The following is a 19166-nucleotide window of genomic DNA, read 5'->3' on the forward strand; positions in this document are numbered from 1 at the left end:
CGATGAGCTAAAGACGCGCAGATGACCTCCCGACCCATCCTGCTGCGCGGCATCGCTCTCGTCGGGCCGCTCCTGCTCGTCGCGTGTGGCGGCAGTGGCGGCGGAGGTGTCGGCAGCACGCCGACCCCGCCCAGCGCGCAGATTCCCGATCCGATCACCACCCCCGCCCCGACCCCGACACCGGCGCCGACGCCAGCACCGACGCCGACCCCCACCGCGACCAACTATGACACCGCCGAATATCGCGCGACCGTCGGCGCGGTGTCGATGAACGCGCTGTCCGCCTATTCGCGCGGCGCCACCGGCAGCGGCATCGGCATCGGCATCGTCGACAGCGGCATCGACCTGCAGAGCGACGAGTTCGGCAGTCGTATTTCCTCCGCATCCGCCGACTTCGCGGGCAACACCAGCGTCGACGATGAGGATGGGCACGGCACTGCCGTCGCTTTCACCGCCGCCGGTCGGCGCAACGGCGGGGGGTCGCACGGCGTCGCCTTCGACGCGACCGTCATCGCGCTGCGCGCCGACCGCCCGGGCAGCTGCGCGACCGAGGTGGCGGGCGACGACACGACCGGCTGCAAATTCGGATCGGATGCGATCGCACGCGGCGTCGACGCCGCCCGCACCGCCGGCGCGCGGGTCATCAACCTCTCGCTCGGCGGCACCAGTATGCCCGCGCAGTTGCAGAACGCGATCGGGCGGGCGACCGCCGCGGGCATCGTCGTCGTTATCTCCGCCGGCAACGACGGCACTGACAATCCCGACAGTTTCGCCGCGGTGGCGACCAACATGGCCGTGTCGCGCGGGCAGGTGATCGTCGCCGGCTCCGTCGGATCGACCGACATCCTGTCGTCGTTCAGCGACCGTGCCGGTGCGTCCGCCGCCTATTACCTGACCGCGGTCGGTGAGCGGGTGCGTGCGCCGGACGAGAACAACACCCCCTATCTCTGGTCCGGCACCTCCTTTGCCGCGCCGCAGATCTCGGGCGCGGTGGCGCTGCTGGCGCAGGCCTTTCCCAACTTGTCGGGCGCGCAGATCGTCGAGCTGCTGTTCCGCACCGCGCGCGATGCCGGGGCGACTGGCGTCGACGCCGTCTATGGCAACGGCGTGCTCGATCTGACCCGCGCGTTCCAGCCGGTCGGCACGATCTCGGTCGCGGGCACGACCGCGGCGATCTCGATGCAGAGCAACGCGACGCTGTCGGCGCCGATGGGCGACGCGCGGACCGCGGGACTGGGGGCGGTGATCCTCGATGGATTCGACCGCGCGTTCGCGATCGACCTTGCCGGCACCATCGCGCGTACCGGGCCGGTGCCCACCCTCGCCGGTGCGCTCCGGCTCAGCGGCCGCCAGGTCGCCGCGCAGGTCGGCGGCACCAGCGTCTCGCTGACTCTCGCGCCGCGCCGCATCGGCGACACCGGGCTCCTCACCGCCGAGCCGACGCGGCTCACGATGCAGGACGCGACCGCCGCCCGCGCGATCGCCGGCACGGTGACGCAGCGGCTCGGCACCACCCTGTCGTTCGGCTTCGCCTTCTCGCAAGGCGCCGGCACGCTGGTCGCGCAGCTGGCGGGGCAGCGCCAGCCGGCCTTTCTCGTCGCCGATCCGCAGCGGCTGGGTTTCGACGGCGCCGCGCAGACCGCCGGCGCGATGCGCCAGCGTTTCGGCGCCTTTGGCGTGACCGCCGCGATCGAGCAGGGGGTGGTCCGCCGCTCCGTCGACCTGTCGCTTCGGCCCGAGCCGCGCTTCGACCGATTGTCGCTGACCCTCGACCGCCGCCTCGGCGCCGTCGACCTGCAACTCGCCGCCGAGCGGCTGGCGGAACGCGACACGCTGCTCGGCGCCAGCTTCGACGCTGGGCTCGGCGCGGCGCGCGCGACCAGCTGGTTCGGCACCGTCGCCGCCCGGCTCGATGCGGGGGCTGGCTGGACGCTCGGCGGCTCGTTGCGCCAGGGCTGGACGCGCGGCACGCTGCGCGCCGGGCTGGCGGGCGATGGCCTGATCCGCACAGCGGCCTATGCGGTCGACCTGGGCAGGGACGGCGTGTTCGGCGGCGACAGCTTCGGCCTGCGCCTGTCGCAACCCTTGCGTGTCTCGCGCGGCGGCCTCGACATCGCGCTGCCGACGCTGTGGGACTATGACACCCGCTCGGTGGCGACCTACACAACCCAGCGGCTGAACCTTGCGCCGCAGGGCCGGGAGCTGGACATGGAGGCGCGCTACGCCCTCCTCCTCGGCCCAGGCACGGTCCAGACCAATCTCTACTGGCGCCGCGATCCCGGCAACATCGCCGACCTGCCCGACGATTACGGGCTGGCGCTGCGCTACGCACTGGGCTTCTAGCCGGGCAAATTTCCGTTGCTGGGATTTCGGTGGCGCGCCCCCATCTTGTGCCCATGACCCAGTTCTCTTTCCTCGATCTCGTCCCCGTCGTCGAAGGGGGCAGCGTCGCCGACGCGCTCGCCCGCGCGGCCGACCTCGCCGCCCATGCCGAGCGGGTCGGCTTCGGCCGCTACTGGGTGGCCGAGCACCATGGCATGACCGGCATCGCCTCGGCGGCGACCGCCGTCGTCATCGCCCATATCACCGCCGCCACCCGCGCCATTCGCGTCGGCGCCGGCGGGATCATGCTCCCCAACCATGCGCCACTCGTCATAGCGGAACAGTTCGGCACGCTCGACGCGCTCTATCCGGGGCGCATCGACCTGGGGCTGGGCCGCGCGCCGGGCAGCGACCAGCGCGTCGCCCGCGCGCTGCGCCGAACCCTCGACAGCGACCCCAACGCCTTCCCGCAGGACGTGATGGAGCTGCAGAGCTATTTCGCCAACGACGGCCGCACCGGCATCGTCGCCACCCCCGGCGCGGGCGCGAAGCCGGCGCTGTGGATCCTGGGGTCGAGCCTCTACGGCGCGCAGGTCGCCGCCGCGCTCGGCCTGCCCTACGCCTTCGCCTCGCATTTCGCGCCCGACGCGCTCGACCAGGCGCTCGACACGTACCGCAGCCAGTTCCGCCCTTCAGCGGTGCTCGATCGGCCCTATGCCATGGCCGGCTTCAACGTCTTCGCCGCCGACACCGACGCGGAGGGTGAGCTGCTTGCCTCGTCGCAACAACAGTCTTTCGTCGCGCTGCGCACCGGCAACCCGCGCCAGCTGCCCCCGCCCGTCGCCGGCTATCGCGCGTCGCTGGGTGCGCAGGGCGCGGCGATCCTCGACCATGTCCTGTCCTGCTCGGCGATCGGCAGCCCGGCCACCGTCGCCGCCGGCATCCATGCCTTCGTCCGCCGCACCGGTGTCGACGAGGTCATGATAACCAGCGCGATCTACGACCAGGACGCCCGCAAGCGCAGCCTGACCCTGACGATGGAAGCGGTGAAGGAACTGGCAGAGGCGGCGTAAGTCGCGCAAGAATCCCCCCCTAGAAAGCGGTGGTGGAGGGGTGTCCGCGCTATCGAGGGGGTGACACGCCTGCGACCTGCCACCTCCCCTTACAAAGGGAGGGTTCAGGAGGCTGCCGGCAGCCGCAGGCGCACCAGCAGCCCGCCCAGATCCTCGCTCTCTTCCAGCGTCACCGTGCCCTCGTAGATCTCGGCGACGTCGCGCACGATCGCCAGGCCCAGGCCGGTTCCGGGCTTGCCGGTGTCCAGCCGCACACCCCGGTCGAAGATCCGCACCCGATCCTCCTCGGGGATGCCGGTGCCGTCGTCCTCGACCAGGATCTCGACGAAGCCGGCCTCCGCCGCGACCGTCACGAACACGCTGCCGCCGCCATATTTGGCCGCGTTCTCGATCAGGTTGCCCAGCATCTCGTCCAGATCCTGTCGCTCGACATGGACCGACAGGTCCTTGGGCCCGGCGACATCGATGCGGACGTGGCGATAGAGGCGCGCGACCGCCCGCTCGACCGATTCGACGCTCGGCCACACGGCCGCCCGGCTGTGCGCCGAGCCGCGCCGACCGACCGCGCGCGCCCGCGCGAGGTGGTGGTCGACCTGCCGCCGCATCGTCCTCGCCTCGCGGATGACCGTGTCGGCAAGGTCGTCGGCCTGTGCGGTCGCGGCGTTCATGATGACGGTCAGCGGCGTCTTCAGCGCGTGTGCCAGGTTGCCGGCATGGCGGCGCGCCTCCTCGGCCTGCCTCTCGTTATGCTCGACCAGCGCGTTCAGCTCCTCGACCATGGGACTGACTTCGTCGGGCATCGCGTCCGACACGCGGGTCGACTGCCCTGCCCGCATCCGCGCGATCTCGGCACGCACCTTCCTCAGCGGCCACAGCCCGTAGAAGGTCTGCAGCGCCGCCAGCGCGAGCAGTCCGATCGCCAGCAGTGCGAACGAGCGCACCAGCGTCCGTCGCAGCACCGCGATCTGGCCGTTCAATCCATCGCGGCTCTGCGCCACCTGGAATCGCCAGCGCACCGGCGATCCGGGCAGGCGCACGTCGCGCTCGGCAATGCGCAACTCCTCGCCCGCGAACTGCTTGCTGTCGTAGTTATGGACCAGGCGATCGGTATGCTGGCTGCCGTACGACAGGCGGCGATCCCATAGCGAGCGCGACGGGAACGGCTCACGGTTAGGCGCCGAAACCTGCCAGTACAGGCCCGAATTCGGCTCGAGGAACTGCTGGTCCGCGGCCTCGCGCGTGAAGATGACCTCGCCCTCGGGACCGATCTCGGCCGACAGGATCAGCGCCTTCATCACATATTCGAGCTGGTCGTCGAAATTGCGCGTCACCGCCGACACCAGCACCCGGTCGAGCGCGAAGCCGCCGCCCGCCAGCAGCACGGTGATCCAGCCGGCGGCAATCAGGATCATCCGCCGCGACAGCGATCCCGTCGCCGCCATCCGCGGCCGCACGGCCTTCATCGTCATGCCCGCCGATCGTCGCGGATTGGCAGCATCAGGCGTCCGGATCTTCCAGGCTATAGCCCAGGCCGCGGATGGTGGTGATGACGTCCTGACCCAGCTTCTTGCGGATGCGCGTCACGAACACTTCGATTGTGTTCGAGTCACGATCGAAATCCTGGTCATAGATATGCTCGATTAGTTCGGTGCGGCTGACCACCTTGCCCTTGTGGTGGAGCAGATAGCTGAGCAGCTTGTACTCCTGTGCAGTCAGCTTCACCGGCTCGCCCGCCCGCGTCACCTTGCCCGAACGGGTGTCGAGCCGCACGTCGCCCGCCGTCAGCTCGGACGAGGCGTTACCCGACGCGCGGCGGATCAGCGCGCGCAGACGGGCGATCAGCTCCTCGGTCTGGAACGGCTTGGCGACGTAATCGTCGGCGCCCGCGTCCAGCCCGGCGACTTTGTCGGACCAGCTGTCGCGCGCGGTCAGCACCAGCACCGGCGCGGTCCGCCCCTCCTTGCGCCAGCGGTCCAGCACGGTCAGCCCGTCGATCTCGGGCAGGCCCAGGTCCAGCACGATCGCGTCATAGCTTTCGGTGGAGCCCAGATAGTGACCCTCCTCGCCATCGGTCGCCAGATCGACGGCATAGCCGGCGCCCTCCAGCGTGTTGCGCAGTTGCTGGCCCAGATTCGGTTCGTCCTCGACGATCAGAACGCGCATTGTCTCTCCTCAACCGACACGAAAACGGCCGGCATCCGCTACCACGGAGCCGGCCGGTACGGAAATGCCGCTGTCCCGCGGCTTAACGAAATTCAGGCTGCGAACGAAACCGCTACCCGGCGCCGGCGCATCGTCGCGCCGACCGCGGCGAAGCCCAGGACCATCATCGCCCAGGTCGCCGGCTCCGGCACTGCGGCCACGTCGAACTGCACGTTCTCGGCCGACTCCTGATTTCCCGCGATGATCGCGTCGGCGATGTAGCCCATCTGGGTCAACGTGAAGAGCGCGACGTTGTCAGGATCGGCGAAGGTGAAGGCAACCTGCGCCAGCAGCGACTGATCGCCCAGGCTGACGATCTGGTTGACGTTCTGCGGCACGCCAGCATCGTTGGTCAGCGTACCGACGCCGGTGATCGCGAGCGAGGTGCCGGCGGTCGGCAGGTTCAGCGTTCCCTTGGCACCCGTCAGCGTGAACAGCGTGGAGTTGCCGTCCGACGGAACGCCATCATCCGCGAACAGGAAGCCCGACGCGTTGAACGCACCGCCGCCTGCCGACACGCCCGAGAACGAGAAACTGAACGTGGTGACGGCAGAGGCAACCTGCGGTGCCATCGTCATCACCGCCGCGACCAGCGCGCCAAGAATCTTCTTCATGCCTATCCCCTGTTGACCGAACCTCGAACGGTTAACGCGATCTTCCACGATCCGGTTAACAAACCGTTAACACGGTGCGCGTGGTCGGGAAACGAACATGTCGCCCGGCAGCTGTGCCGCAATGAGTCGAAAAACCTTTTGGGACGGGAGAAGACGTGAAGTGCGTCCTAATTGCCCGTTCGCCCCACGATCTGCCCCGACCGCCCGTCGACATCGACCCAGATGACGTTGCCGTTGCGCAGGAACTTCAGCGTATAGATACCGCTTGCCCCATCGAAGTCGGAGCCGAGATATTCCGCTCCGCCCATCGCCGGCACCACCCGTCGCTCGATCTCGCGCAGGGGCACCAGCCGCCCGTTGCGGCGTCCGTCGAACGCCTGCATCTGGTCGGGACGCTTCTGCGCGGCCGCCGCTCCCGGTCCCGTTGGGGACAGGCCGATCAGCAGCAGCGTGAGGAGGGCGGGACTCTTCATGAACGCGCCGATAGCTAAAGGGCATTGAACCGGTTGTGAATGGTGCGTTGCACCCCTAGTTGCTCCCGCACCATGGCCGCACCCATCCTCGCCTATGAAAATCTCGGCCTCGTCCAAGGCTCCGGCTGGCTGTTCCGCGGGCTCGACATCAATGTCGGCCAGCGCGACCGGTTGGCGCTGATCGGCCGCAACGGCGCGGGGAAAAGCACGCTGCTGCGCCTCCTCGCCGCGCAGATCGAGCCCGACGAGGGCCGCCGCACCGTCGTGCCCGGGACGCGGGTGGTGATGCTCGAGCAGGACCCGGACGTGTCGCGCTTCACGACGCTGCGCGACTATGTTCTGGACGGCGACGCCGCGCCCGCCGCGCACGAGGCGGCGGCGATCGCCGACCAGCTCGGCATCGACCTCGATCGCGATGCGCAATCGGCCTCGGGAGGCGAGCGGCGGCGCGCGGCGATCGTCCGTGCGCTAGCGCTGGAGCCCGACGTGCTGCTGCTCGACGAGCCGACCAACCATCTGGACATCGCCGCGATCGACTGGCTGGAACAATGGCTCGGCCGCTTCAACGGCGCCTTTGTCGTCATCAGCCACGATCGCACCTTCCTCACGCGGCTGACCCGCCAGACGCTGTGGCTCGACCGCGGCACCGTACGCCGCGCCGAGATCGGCTTCGGCGGGTTCGAGGCGTGGACCGAGCAGGTCCATGCCGAGGAGGCGCGCAATGCCGAGCGGCTCGACGCCAAGCTGAAGATCGAGGAGCACTGGCTCCAGCGCGGCGTCACCGGTCGCCGCCGCCGCAACCAGGGCCGCCTCGCCAAGCTGAAGGAGATGCGCGCCGAGCGCGCCGCGATGGAGGGGCCGCAGGGCACTGCCGCCATCGCGATCGGGCACGAGGACGGCCGCTCGAAGGTGGTGATCGACGCCGAGCATGTCGGCAAATCCTATGGCGACCGCACGATCATCCGCGACCTCACCCTGCGCATCACGCGCGGCGACCGCATCGGCATCGTTGGCAACAACGGCGCGGGCAAGACCACGCTGCTCCGCCTGCTGACCGGCGAGTTGCAGCCCGATACCGGCACCGTGAAGCTGGCGAAGACGCTCGACGGCATCGTCATCGACCAGCAGCGCAAGCTGATGGCGCCCGAGAAGACGGTGCGCGACGTACTGGCCGATGGCGGCGACTGGATCGACGTGCTGGGCACCCGCAAGCACATTCACGGCTATCTCAAGGAATTCCTGTTCGACCCGTCGCTGGCCGAGGCGAAGGTCGGCACCCTGTCGGGCGGCGAGCGATCGCGGCTGCTGTTGGCGCGCGAGTTCGCGCGGCCGTCGAACCTGATCGTGCTCGACGAGCCGACCAACGACCTCGACCTCGAAACGCTCGACCTGTTGCAGGAGGTGATCGGCGATTACGACGGCACGGTGCTGATCGTCAGTCACGACCGCGATTTCCTCGACAGGACGGTGACCGTGACGCTCTATGTCGACGGCCAGGGGACGGTCGACGTCGTCGCGGGCGGCTATGAGGATTGGGAACGCCGCCGCAAACCCCGGGTCGACGCAAAGAAGCCCAAGGCGGCGGCCCCGCCGCCGCCCGCCGCTCCGGCCCGAAAACTGTCCTACAAGGACCAGCGCGACTATGACCTGCTGCCGGCGCGCATCGAGGAGATCGAGGCTGCGATCGCCCGCGACGAGGCCGTGCTCGCCGACCCCGACCTCTACACCCGCGACTTCGACCGCTTCTCCCGCCTGACTGCGGCGATCGAGAAGGCCCGTGCCGAGAAGGACGCAGCCGAGATGCGCTGGCTGGATCTCGCCGAACAGGCCGAGGCGCTGGGCTAGATATTCTTGCCGTGCCGGCCGGCCAGGTCGACGATATATTGCCACGCGACCCGGCCCGACCGGCTGCCGCGCTGCGTCGACCAGCGGATCGCGAGGTCGGGGTCGACCGGCAATCCGTAAGCGTCCGCATAGGCCCTTACGATCGCCAGATAACCATCCTGGTCGAGCGCGTGAAAGCCCAGGCTCAGCCCGAACCGGTCGGCAAGCGCCAGATGATCGTCGACCGAGTCGCGCGGGTTGATCGCGCTTTCCTGCTCGGCGATGTCGCGCGGTTGCAGGTGGCGGCGATTGGCGGTGACCAGCAGCCGAACATTGCCCGGCCGGGGCTCTGCACCGCCCTCCAGCACCGACCGCAACGCGCGCGCCTCCGCCGGCGCATCGATCCCCAGGTCATCGACGAACACCGCAAATCCCCGCTTCTCGACGGCAAGCGCCGCGAACAGCGCGGGCAGGTCGCCGAGCGCCGCGACCTCGACCAGCGCCAGCGCCCCGCCCTTCGCCTGCACCGCCGCGACCGCGCTCTTCACCAGCGCCGACTTGCCGGTCCCGCGCGCGCCCCACAGCAGCACGTCATGTGCCGCGAAGCCCTGCGCCAGCCGTTCGAGATTCTCGACCAGGACGGCTTTCTGCCGATCGATTCCGATCAGCCGGTCGAGCGGCACCGGTGCGAAATCGCGTGTCGCCGCCAGCCTGCCGCCCGCCCAGCGATAGGCGGGATGCGCGCCCGCATCGGCCGCGGGCAGTGGCGGCGGTGACAGGCGTTCCAAGGCAGCGGCGATGCGATCGAGCGGGTCCATTCCCCGGCCTTGGTCCAGCCGTACCAGACAGGCAAGCCGTCACCCTTGCAGGTCGTACGCCTTCAGCAGGTCGTAGAGGGTTGGCCGGCTGATCCCCAGCAGCCGCGACGCGCCCGAGATATTGCCCTCCGCCTGCGCCAGCGCCCGCCCGATCGCACGCCGGTCGGCCGCTTCGCGCGCCGCGCGCAGGTTCAGCCCCGCCGCCTCGTCTGGCGCGGCAAGGTCGAGGTCGGCTGCGGTGACCAGCTTGCCCTCCGCCATGATGACCGCGCGCTTCACCCGGTTTTCCAGTTCGCGGACATTGCCCGGCCAGCGCCACGCGTCGACGGCCGCGCGCGCATCCGACGACAGGCCGGTGACCACCGGGTTCAGCGTGGCGGCACAGCGGCTGACGAAGTGCCGCGCGAGCAGCGCCGCGTCGCCGGTCCGCTCCGCCAGGGCGGGGATCCGCACGACGATCTCGGCGAGGCGGTAATAGAGATCCTCGCGGAACCGCCCCTCGGCGACCATCGCGTCGACGTCCTGATGGGTCGCGCAAACGATGCGGGTGTCGACCGCGATCGCGCGCCGTCCGCCGATTCGCTCGATCACCCGTTCCTGCAGGAACCGCAGCAGCTTGACCTGGAGTTGCAGGGGCACGTCGCCGATCTCGTCGAGGAACAGCGTGCCGCCGGCCGCCAGCTCGATCTTGCCCTCGGTGGTCTTCGCCGCGCCGGTGAAGGCACCCTTCTCATACCCGAACAGCTCGGCCTCGAGCAAAGTCTCGGGGATCGCGGCGCAGTTGATCGCGACGAACCGCCCGGTGCTGCGCGGCGAGGCGTCGTGCAGGCCGCGCGCCAGCAATTCCTTGCCGGTGCCGCTCGCGCCCAGCAGCATCACCGACACATCGGCCGGCGCCACGCGTTCCAGCGTCCGCGCCACCCGCGTCATCTCGGGCGAGGCATAGAGCAGCCCGCCGAACCCACCCCCGCCACAGCGCGCCGCCAGCCGCCGGTTCTCCGCCTCCAGCGCGTGGACGTGAAAGGCGCGCGCGACGATCAGCCCCAGCGTGTCGATCTCGATCGGCTTGGCATAGAAGTCCCAGGCGCCGTCGGCGATCGCCTGCAACGCGCTCTCGCGCGCGCCGTGGCCGGAGGCGACGATGATCCGCGTCGCCGGGGCCAGCGCCAGCATCTCGCGCAGGGTCGCAAAGCCCTCTGCCGTCCCGTCCGGATCGGGCGGCAGGCCCAGGTCGAGCGTCACGACCGCCGGCTCGTGCAGGCGCAGCGCGTCGAGCGCGGCGGCGCGGTCGCCGGCGACCACCACCTCATAATCCTCATAGGCCCAGCGCAACTGCCGGGCGAGGCCCTCGTCATCCTCGACGACGAGCAGCACGGGACGGGTCATGCCGCTATCTCCAGGGATGCGTCGGGCAGGGAGACGGGCGCAGCGGCAGGCAGCAGGATGCGGAACTCCGTGCCCGCGCCTTCCTGGCTGACGACCTCGATGCGGCCGCCCATCGCATGGATCAGCTGCCGCGCCTCATAAGCGCCGATCCCGAAGCCGGTCGGCTTGGACGAGGCGAAGGGGCGGAACAGCTGGTCGCGCACGAAGCCGGCGGACATGCCGCAGCCGCGATCGGCGATGGCGATCAGCACGCCCGCCGCCTCTGCGCGCACGGTGACGACGACCGGCTCGCCGTCCGCGCTCGCCTCGACCGCGTTCTGCAGCAGGTGGCCCAGCGCCTGTTCCAGCCGCGCCGGATGGGCATGGGCCAGGCAGGCGGCCGGCGCGTCGAGCCTGATCGCATGCTGCGCCCGCCGCAGTCCGGTGGCGCGGGCGGCGAGCGCGGCCACGTCGGTCGCCTGCAACGCCTCCGGTCGGCCGCCGTCGTGCTGCCCCAGGCGTGCGAGCAGCGTCGTCATCCGCCCTGCCGAATCGCGCAGCGTCGCCAGCATGTCGGCGCGGAAGTCGGGATTGTCGGCGTGCCGCTCGGCATTGCGCGCGACCAGGGTCAGCTGGCTGGCGACGTTCTTGATGTCGTGCATCAGGAAGGCGAAGCGACGGTTGAACTCGTCGAAACGCTGCGCGTCGGCGAGCGCGGCATGGGCGCGCTCCTCGGCCAGATAGCTCGCGGTCTGGCGGCCGACGATGCGCAGCAGGTCGAAATCCTCCCAGTCCAAGGCCCGGTCGACCGGCGGCCGCGCCAGCACGATCGCACCGATCAGGGTACCGCCGTGCAGCAGTGGCACCACCGCCCAGGCATCCTGATCGTCGAGCAGCCAGCGGGGCACCACCGCGGCCTCCTCGGCGACACCCTGCCCGGCGCGCAGGGCGTCGAGCGACAGGATGCGCCCGGTCGCGGTCAGGTGGCGAACGAAGCCCGGATCGATCAGCCGCTCGCGATCGGCCTCCGCCCAGTGCCACGCGGCCACGGTCGACGCACTCGCGTCGTCGAGCGACAGGAGCAGCCCCGCGGGCGAGTCGGTCAGGTCGGCCACCGCCTTGACGATGCGCGTGCCGAGCGGCGCCGCTTGTTCGCCCGGCAGGCCCAGCGTCGCGGTGAAGCGCTGCCACTCGACGCGGTAGTCGTAACGGTGGCCGAACAGGTGCTTGGCAACCGTCACCCGCATCCACGCGCGCAGCCACGGGGTCGAGGCGAAGGCGAGCAGTGCCGCGGTGAAGCCGAACACCACCACCGTCTGCGCCGCTCGCGCCGCGCCGCCGGCAAAGGTCGCGGCCAGATCGGCGGCCATCGCCGTCACCCCGGCATAGGCGGCGAGCGCCGCCAGCACGAGCAGTCGCATCACCAGCGAGCGCGAGACCGACGGTGGCGCCACCCCGCGGTCCGCCCCTGCCGCCGCCATCAGCAGCGCCGACACCGCCATCAGCGGCCCACGCAGCACCGTCGCCGGCAGGATCAGCGACGGGCGAAGCGCCGCGGCGACGGCGACCGCCAGATCGGCGCTCCACATCACCGCCAGCGCATAGACCAGCATCCGCCGCTGGCCGGATCGGCGCGCCGCAGAGGTTTGCGCGAAATGGCTCAGCAGCACCAGCGCGCCGGTGGTGGTCATCGCCGCCAGTAGCGCGCGGGTCGCCGCCACCCGGCCATGCACCGCCCCGCCGGGCTGGATCGCGACCAGCGACAGGATCGCCTCTACCGTCAGCACCGCGACGACGACGGCGGCCAGGCCGATCACCGACCGACCCGCCGCCCCCTCCCGCCGCGACAGCACGATGACGAGGTACAGCCACGCGACGCTGCGCGCCGACTGCGCGACATGCGTGCTGACATCGTCGGCGTCGATCCCCGCCACGGCCAGCGCCCACAGGGCCGTGATCGCCAGCGCGGCGATCAGCGCGGCACGCGGTCGCCCGGCTTCGGCCACCCGCCCCCGCTCGCCTTGCGCGAGAGCCCCGAACAGCAGCGCGGCGAGCGCGTGGCCCCAAAGGATCAAGGTCGCCGCCATCTCGCCCGCGTACATCTTTCGCTGTAAGGATCTCCGACAGGGATTAGGCCGCGAAATCCCAAGAAAATCTGAACGATCGTCGCACCCGAACTACGGTCTTGGGATTTACGCGCTGGTGCCGATATAGAAGCGGCATCAGGAGGATCCATGACTGCCAGCACTATCGTTCCCGTGATCCTCTCCGGCGGGTCCGGCACCCGCCTGTGGCCAATGTCCCGGCCTGAGCGACCCAAGCAGTTCCTGCCGCTGACCGCGGACGAGACGATGCTGCAGCTTACCGCCCGTCGCGCCGTCGGCGAGCGCTACGGCGCGCCGATCGTCGTCGCCAACGCCGCCCATGTAGGGCAGGTCCAGGATCAGCTGGCAACGATCGGGATAACGCCGGCGGCGGTGATCCTAGAGCCGGCGGGGCGCAACACCGCGCCGGCGATCGCGCTCGCCGCGCTGGCCGCGCCGCATCCGGAATCGGCGCTGCTGGTGATGCCGTCGGACCATGTCATCGCCGACGTCGACGCCTTCCATGCCGCGATCGCCGCCGCCCTGCCGCTGGTCGGCGAGGGTTGGCTGGTGACGTTCGGGATCGCGCCCGATGCGCCGGAAACGGGCTATGGCTGGATCCAGACCGGCGAGCCGATCGCGCCCGGCGTCCACCGCGTCGCGCGCTTCGTCGAGAAGCCGCCGCTCGACCGGGCGGAGGCGATGCTGGCGGCGGGCGGCCATGCCTGGAATGGCGGTATCTTCCTGTTCCGCGCCGACATGTACCTCGGCGCGCTCGCGGCTCATGCGCCCGAAATGCTGCACGCGACCCAGACCGCGATGCGCCAGGCGCAGGTCGAGGGCATCTGCCACTATCCCGACGCGGATGCCTTCGCCGCATCGCCGTCGGACTCGATCGACTATGCGGTGATGGAGAAGGCGGACCGGGTCGCGGTGGTGCCGGTCGCGATGGGGTGGAGCGACGTCGGCAGCTGGGACGCGCTCCACGCGATCAGCGAGACCGACCCGTCCGGCAACGCGCACCGCGCCCAGGGGGGCGAGGTGATCGCGCTGGAGACGACCAACTGCCTCGTCCGCTCTGACGGAGTGCGCGTCGCGATGGTCGGCGTGTCCGACCTGGTGGTGGTGGCGAGCGGCAACGACGTCCTGATCCTGCCGCGCGGCCGCAGCCAAGAGATCAAGAAACTGATCGAGGCGATGAAGGAAAGCGCGCCCAAGGCATAGGCCCTCGTTCGCCGCTGCCCGGAAAAGGGAGGAGAACGTCGGGCAAAAGTCGGCAGGCATCTCCCGGACATACGCCGCCCGGTCCAGGTTGCGGCTTTTTCGGCGGCGTGCGAGATGGACGTCATCATGGCGGACGTTTCAGCGCACGACGATTTCTCCGCCACCAGCGTGCCGGGTTTTCTCACCGACGGCGGGGAATGCGCCGACCTGATCGCGGCAAAGGACTGGGCGACCACGTCGCTCGGTCCGATCGCCCGCTGGCCGCAGAGCCTGCGCACTGCCATCGCCATCCTGCTGCGCTCGCCTGTGCCGATCGTGATGCTGTGGGGCGAGGACGGCGTCATGCTCTACAACGATGCCTATTCGCTGTTCGCGGGCGGGCGTCATCCCGAACTGCTCGGCTCGCGGGTTCGGGAGGGATGGCCCGAGGTCGCCGACTTCAACGACAATGTCATGAAGGTCGGGCTGGCCGGCGACACCCTGCACTATCAGGATCAGGAGCTGACGCTCTATCGCCACGGCCGGCCCGAGCGGGTGTGGATGGACCTCGACTATTCGCCGGTCCTCGACGAGCGCGGCGAGCCCGCCGGCGTCATCTGCATCCTGGCCGAAACGACGGAGCGCGTCGCGGCCGAGCGGCGCACCGCGTTCCTCCTGTCGCTGTCGGACGCGCTGCGCGCCCTCGATACGCCGCTTGCCATCACCAGCCTCGCCTCGGCGCGGCTTGGCGACTGGCTCGACGCCAGCCGGGTCTTCTACGCCGAGATCGCGAGCGGGCGGATGACCGTCGAAAGCGATCACGCGCGCGGCGTGCCGTCGATCGTCGGCGAGCATTCGCTCCAGGCGTTCGGCCCCGACCTGCTCGGCGCCTATCGCGCCGGCGAACCGGTCGTGGTCCGCGATGTCGCCGCGGACGAGCGGCTGAGCGACGACGCGCGCGCTGGTCTGACCGATCGCCACGTGGGCGCGTTCGTCGACGTCGTCCTGTTCGAGGAAAAGGAGTGGGTCGGCCTGCTCGCGGTGCAGAGCGCGACGCCGCGCGTCTGGACATCGGCGGAGGAGAGCCTGGTCCAGGAGGTCGGTGAGCGGGTCAAGACGGCGGTAGAGCGCGCCCGCGCCGAAGTCGCGGTGCGCGAGAGCGAGGCGCGCCATCGTTTTCGCGTCCAGCTGGGCGACGAACTGCGCACGCTGACCTCGTCATCGGCGATCATGATGGCGGTCGCACGGCGGCTGGGCGCGCATCTGGGTGTCGACCAGGCCAATTACTATGACATCGACGGGGACCATTTCACCGTTACGGGCGAGTGGCGCACCGCCGCCAGCTCCAGCATGCTCGGCACCCATTCCGTATCGGCCTACGGCGCCGGTACGACCGATCGGATGCGCCGGGGCGAGATCCTGCGGCTCGACAAGACCCACGATGTCGAGGGGCTGGAAGCCTATGCGGCAGCCGGCATGGCCGCCGTGCTTTCGGTGCCGCTGCGCCGCGACGACCGCTGGGCGGCCGGTCTCCACGTCCACCAGACCCGGCCGCGGGTCTGGACCGACGAGGAGGAAGCGCTGGTCCGCGAGGTGGCGGCACATGCCTGGTCCGCGATCGAGCGCGCCCGTGCGGAAGAGGAACTGCGCGACCTGAACGACACGCTGGAGGAACAGGTCGCTGCCCGCTCGGCGGAGCGCGACCGGCTCTGGACGCTGTCACAGGATATGTTCGCGCGTGCCGATTACAGCGGCATGATGTCGGCGGTCAGCCCGGCCTGGATGCAGGTACTCGGCTGGACGGAGGCGGAACTGCTCAGCCGCGGCTATGCCACCTTCATGCATCCCGACGATATGCCGGGGACATTGGCAGCGATCGCGCGGATGGCGAATACGCGCCGCCCGACCCGGTTCGAGAACCGCATTGCCACGAGCGACGGCGGCTGGAAGCCGATCGAGTGGATCGTCGCGCCCGAGCCGGACGGCGACAACTTCATCGCGGTCGGCCGCGACCTGAGCGATGCCAAGGCGCGTGAGGATGCGCTCGGTGCTGCGCAGGAAGCACTGCGCCAGAGCCAGAAGATGGAGGCGATGGGCAGCCTGACCGGCGGTGTCGCGCATGATTTCAACAATCTGCTGACCCCCATCATCGGCTCGCTGGACATGCTGGTGCGCAAGGGGATCGGCAGCGAGCGGGAGCGGCGGCTGATCGGCGGCGCGCTGCAATCGGCGGAACGGGCCAAGACGCTGGTCCAGCGGCTGCTCGCATTTGCCCGGCGCCAGCCGCTTCAGCCGACCGCGGTCGATGTGGCGCGGATCGTCGACGGCATGGCGGGACTGATCGGCTCCACGCTCGGCCCGACGATCGACGTGCGCGTCGACCTCGCCGCCGACCTGCCGCCCGCCCGCGCCGACCTGAATCAGCTGGAGATGGCGCTGCTGAACCTCGCCGTGAACGCGCGCGACGCGATGCCCGACGGCGGTGAACTCACCATCACCGCCCGGCGTGAGAGCGTTCGCGGCCGGGGCGACCTGCCCCGGGGCCATTATGTCCGTCTCAGCGTCGGCGATTCCGGTGTCGGCATGGATGCCGACACGGTCGGCCGTGCGGTCGAGCCGTTCTTCTCGACCAAGGGCGTCGGCAAGGGCACCGGGCTCGGCCTGTCCATGGTCCATGGCCTGGTCGCGCAGCTGGGCGGCGGCCTGACCATCGACAGCGCGCCGGGCCGGGGAACGACGATCGGACTGTGGCTGCCGATCAGCGCCGTCGCACCGGACGGCGAGGAACGCCCGGTGGAAACCACGCCGGCGGTCAAGGGGCGTGGCACCGCGCTGTTGATCGACGACGAGGACCTCGTCCGGATGAGCACCGCCGACATGCTCGCCGATCTCAACTACGACGTGGTCGAGGCGGGTTCGGCCGAAGAGGCCCTGCGCCTGATCGGCGATGGGCTGGAACCCGACCTGCTCGTCACCGACCATCTGATGCCCGGCATGAGCGGCGCGCAGCTGGCCCGCGAGCTGAAGGTCGCACGGCCCGAACTGCCCGTGCTGATCGTCTCCGGCTATGCCGAGGAGGATGGCATCGATCCCGACATTCCGCGACTGACCAAGCCATTCCGGAATGCCGAACTGGCCGCCAGCCTCTCCACCCTGACCAAGGGCGCGTGATCCGATGATCAAGCTCCTGCCCGCGCTCGCTGCCCGCCTGATCGCCGCGTGTGCGCTCGCTGTCGCTCCGGCGCAGGCGAAGACGATCCTGTTCGTCGGCAACAGCTTCACCTTCGGCGCCAATGCGCCGGTCCGGGTGCTGAATGCCGACCAGGTGACCGACCTGAACGGCGAGCGGATCGGTGGCGTCCCCGGCCTGTTCAAACGTTTCGCCGAGCAGGCCGGGCTCGACTGGCAGGTGTCGCTGGAAACCGCGCCGGGTCGCACCCTGGGCTGGCACCTTGCCGAGCGGCGCGAGCGGATCGACCGCGCCTGGGATCAGGTCGTGCTGCAGGAATACAGCACGCTCGATCCCGCGCGCCCCGGCGACGGTGCCGCCTTCGCCGCCGACGCACGCCGGCTGGCCCAGCTGTTTCGTGCCCGTAACCCGCGCGTCGCCCTGACCCTCACTGCGACCTGGACGCGGCCCGATCTGGTCTTCCGCCCGGACAAGCGCTGGTCCGGCACGCCGATACAGACGATGGCCGATGACCTGCGCCGCGCGACCGATCAGGCGGCGGCGGGCGCCAGGGCGAAGGTAGCGCCGGTCGGGCAAGCCTTTACCTGCGCGATCCGCGCCGGGGTGGCGGACGCAAATCCTTATAACGGGATCGACTTCGGCCGCGTGCCGCTCTGGTCCTACGACCATTATCACGCCAGCAGCTACGGCTATTATCTCGAGGCACTGGTGGTCTTCGCGCAGGTCACCGGCGTCGATCCCCGCGCGCTGGGACCGACCGAACGCGCCGCCGACGAACTCGGCTTCTCGCAGGCGGAGACGGTCGCGCTGCAAAAGGCAGCGCACGACGCAATCGCCACCGACGGTGGTTGCGGGCGCTGAGAGGAACGTGCGTCTCGACCGCCGACGAGCGGCTGGTAACGATAATCGGAAAGATTTTGGGCCGAGAGGCGTCTCACATAGGAACCGGGCATGATTACACGACGTCAAGCAATCGGCTCTTCTCTTCTCGCCTGCGCGTCGGCAGGCATCGCCGCGTCACCCTCCCCTGCCGGACGGCTGAGACAATCGGTAAGCCGCTGGTGCTACAACGACATTCCCCTCGACAAGCTGTGCGCCGCCGCAGCAAGGATGGGGTTGCAAGGCATCGATCTGCTGCAGCCGGCCGACTATGAAACGCCACGAAAATACGGGCTGCGCTGCACCATGGGCTATGCCGCGGACAACATGACGATCCCCAACGGCCTGAACCGACGGGAAAACCATGCGGCGATCGAGCAGGCATTCCGAACCGGCATTCCGCAAGCTGCCAAGGCCGGCGTGCCCAACGTCATCGCTTTCTCGGGCAACCGCCGCGGCATGTCCGACGAAGAGGGTGCAGCCAACGCGATCGCCGGCCTGAACCGGGTCAAGCGTATCGCCGAGGACAATGGCGTGACGATCTGCATCGAGCTGCTCAACAGCAAGGTCGATCACCCCGACTACATGGCCGACCATACCGATTGGGGCGTGAGCGTCGCCAAGGAAGTCAACTCGCCGCGGGTCAAACTTCTCTACGACATCTACCATATGCAGATCATGGAGGGCGACCTGATGGACACGATCCGGAAGAACATCCGCTGGCTCGGTCACTTCCACACCGGCGGCGTTCCCGGACGCCACAATCTCGACGCGACCCAAGAGGTCAACTGGCGGGCAGTCGCGAGCAGCATCGCCGACCTCGGCTTCCAGGGCTATTTCGCGCACGAGTTCGTGCCCCAAGGCGATCCGCTGTCGGCACTCCAGCAGGCGGTACGGACCTGTACCGTGTGACCCGCGGCCGCCCCGACGCTTCCGACCCGCTTACAACGCCTCGTCAACGATCATAAACGCTGTGCCGGAACAGCCAGTAGACCTCGCGTCGTCACACTCGCCTAGCTTGTGATAAAGCAGACCGCCGCACTCGCCGCAGCTTCATAACAGTCGCCAGAACCGCTCGACCGGACCGGACGGGGGAGCTGTGACCGGATCGTTTTGGCT

13 protein-coding genes and 1 pseudogene are annotated in these 19166 nt (G+C 69.6%); 7 read left to right on the forward strand and 7 right to left on the reverse strand.

All coding sequences use genetic code 11. The annotated features are described in order from the left end of the window. Positions 1-21 precede the first annotated feature (21 nt). A complete protein-coding gene (locus Q5H91_RS14275; RefSeq protein ID WP_305174114.1) occupies positions 22-2343 on the forward strand; it encodes a S8 family peptidase in 2322 nt (773 codons plus the stop codon). 53 nt (positions 2344-2396) lie between these two features. Further along, positions 2397-3395 carry an LLM class flavin-dependent oxidoreductase gene (locus Q5H91_RS14280; RefSeq protein WP_305174115.1) on the forward strand — a complete coding sequence of 333 codons (999 nt, stop codon included), beginning with the start codon at positions 2397-2399 and terminating at the stop codon, positions 3393-3395. A 104-nt stretch (positions 3396-3499) separates the two neighbouring features. Here the strand turns inward: Q5H91_RS14280 and Q5H91_RS14285 are convergent, their stop codons facing one another. The 4 genes and pseudogenes from Q5H91_RS14285 to Q5H91_RS14300 all read right to left on the reverse strand — a co-directional run bounded on the left by Q5H91_RS14285 (position 3500) and on the right by Q5H91_RS14300 (position 6684). Beyond that, on the reverse strand, positions 3500-4864 hold the full coding sequence (locus Q5H91_RS14285) for a sensor histidine kinase (RefSeq protein WP_305174116.1): 1365 nt from the start codon (positions 4862-4864) through the stop codon (positions 3500-3502). A gap of 28 nt (positions 4865-4892) precedes the next feature. After that, entirely contained in the window at positions 4893-5558 is a 666-nt protein-coding gene (locus tag Q5H91_RS14290; RefSeq protein WP_305174117.1) for a response regulator transcription factor, read from the reverse strand. 92 nt (positions 5559-5650) lie between these two features. Then, positions 5651-5758, reverse strand: a pseudogene (locus Q5H91_RS16610) (PEPxxWA-CTERM sorting domain-containing protein); the annotation flags it as partial. Positions 5759-6378: 620 nt separating this feature from the next. After that, positions 6379-6684: a hypothetical protein gene (locus Q5H91_RS14300; protein ID WP_305174119.1), complete on the reverse strand. Its 306-nt coding sequence runs from the start codon at positions 6682-6684 to the stop codon at positions 6379-6381. A gap of 72 nt (positions 6685-6756) precedes the next feature. Between Q5H91_RS14300 and Q5H91_RS14305 the strand changes: the two genes are divergently transcribed. Continuing rightward, positions 6757-8529 carry an ABC-F family ATP-binding cassette domain-containing protein gene (locus tag Q5H91_RS14305; protein WP_305174120.1) on the forward strand — a complete coding sequence of 591 codons (1773 nt, stop codon included), beginning with the start codon at positions 6757-6759 and terminating at the stop codon, positions 8527-8529. Here the strand turns inward: Q5H91_RS14305 and Q5H91_RS14310 are convergent. The 3 genes from Q5H91_RS14310 to prsK are packed head-to-tail and all read right to left on the reverse strand — an operon-like array spanning position 8526 to position 12778. Then, positions 8526-9326, reverse strand: coding sequence for an ATP-binding protein (locus Q5H91_RS14310; protein ID WP_305174121.1), 801 nt, complete (start codon positions 9324-9326; stop codon positions 8526-8528). The genes Q5H91_RS14305 and Q5H91_RS14310 overlap by 4 nt on opposite strands. Positions 9327-9365: 39 nt before the next feature. Further along, the gene (gene prsR / locus Q5H91_RS14315) at positions 9366-10712 is read right to left on the reverse strand and encodes a PEP-CTERM-box response regulator transcription factor (protein WP_305174122.1); all 1347 of its coding nucleotides are present in this window, start codon (positions 10710-10712) and stop codon (positions 9366-9368) included. Further along, the gene (gene prsK / locus Q5H91_RS14320; RefSeq protein WP_305174123.1) at positions 10709-12778 is read right to left on the reverse strand and encodes an XrtA/PEP-CTERM system histidine kinase PrsK; all 2070 of its coding nucleotides are present in this window, start codon (positions 12776-12778) and stop codon (positions 10709-10711) included. The genes prsR and prsK overlap by 4 nt, the downstream gene beginning before the upstream one ends. Before the next feature lie 147 nt (positions 12779-12925). Here prsK and Q5H91_RS14325 point away from each other — a divergent pair, with 147 nt between their 5' ends. The 4 genes from Q5H91_RS14325 (at position 12926) to Q5H91_RS14340 (ending at position 18959) form a co-directional block, all read left to right on the forward strand. Further along, complete coding sequence (locus Q5H91_RS14325; protein WP_305174124.1) at positions 12926-13999, forward strand: mannose-1-phosphate guanylyltransferase/mannose-6-phosphate isomerase; 1074 nt, start codon at positions 12926-12928, stop codon at positions 13997-13999. Between the two features lie 126 nt (positions 14000-14125). Beyond that, positions 14126-17149 (forward strand): GAF domain-containing protein, encoded by a 3024-nt coding sequence (locus Q5H91_RS14330; RefSeq protein ID WP_305174126.1) that lies wholly within the window; start codon positions 14126-14128, stop codon positions 17147-17149. Between the two features lie 4 nt (positions 17150-17153). After that, on the forward strand, positions 17154-18029 hold the full coding sequence (locus Q5H91_RS14335) for a PEP-CTERM sorting domain-containing protein (RefSeq protein WP_305174127.1): 876 nt from the start codon (positions 17154-17156) through the stop codon (positions 18027-18029). Positions 18030-18119: 90 nt separating this feature from the next. Continuing rightward, positions 18120-18959 (forward strand): hydroxypyruvate isomerase family protein, encoded by an 840-nt coding sequence (locus Q5H91_RS14340; protein ID WP_305174128.1) that lies wholly within the window; start codon positions 18120-18122, stop codon positions 18957-18959. Positions 18960-19166: the final 207 nt, after the last annotated feature.

The organism is Sphingomonas aurea, assembly GCF_030678875.1.
Taxonomy (GTDB): Bacteria; Pseudomonadota; Alphaproteobacteria; order Sphingomonadales; family Sphingomonadaceae; genus Sphingomonas; species Sphingomonas aurea.

Coding starts and splice junctions, on each gene's coding strand:
- Q5H91_RS14275 (WP_305174114.1), top strand. CDS start 22: ATGACCTCCCGACCCATCCTGCTGCGCGGCATCGCTCTCGTCGGGCCG.
- Q5H91_RS14280 (WP_305174115.1), top strand. CDS start 2,397: ATGACCCAGTTCTCTTTCCTCGATCTCGTCCCCGTCGTCGAAGGGGGC.
- Q5H91_RS14285 (WP_305174116.1), bottom strand. CDS start 4,864: ATGACGATGAAGGCCGTGCGGCCGCGGATGGCGGCGACGGGATCGCTG.
- Q5H91_RS14290 (WP_305174117.1), bottom strand. CDS start 5,558: ATGCGCGTTCTGATCGTCGAGGACGAACCGAATCTGGGCCAGCAACTG.
- Q5H91_RS14300 (WP_305174119.1), bottom strand. CDS start 6,684: ATGAAGAGTCCCGCCCTCCTCACGCTGCTGCTGATCGGCCTGTCCCCA.
- Q5H91_RS14305 (WP_305174120.1), top strand. CDS start 6,757: ATGGCCGCACCCATCCTCGCCTATGAAAATCTCGGCCTCGTCCAAGGC.
- Q5H91_RS14310 (WP_305174121.1), bottom strand. CDS start 9,326: ATGGACCCGCTCGATCGCATCGCCGCTGCCTTGGAACGCCTGTCACCG.
- prsR (WP_305174122.1), bottom strand. CDS start 10,712: ATGACCCGTCCCGTGCTGCTCGTCGTCGAGGATGACGAGGGCCTCGCC.
- prsK (WP_305174123.1), bottom strand. CDS start 12,778: ATGGCGGCGACCTTGATCCTTTGGGGCCACGCGCTCGCCGCGCTGCTG.
- Q5H91_RS14325 (WP_305174124.1), top strand. CDS start 12,926: ATGACTGCCAGCACTATCGTTCCCGTGATCCTCTCCGGCGGGTCCGGC.
- Q5H91_RS14330 (WP_305174126.1), top strand. CDS start 14,126: ATGGCGGACGTTTCAGCGCACGACGATTTCTCCGCCACCAGCGTGCCG.
- Q5H91_RS14335 (WP_305174127.1), top strand. CDS start 17,154: ATGATCAAGCTCCTGCCCGCGCTCGCTGCCCGCCTGATCGCCGCGTGT.
- Q5H91_RS14340 (WP_305174128.1), top strand. CDS start 18,120: ATGATTACACGACGTCAAGCAATCGGCTCTTCTCTTCTCGCCTGCGCG.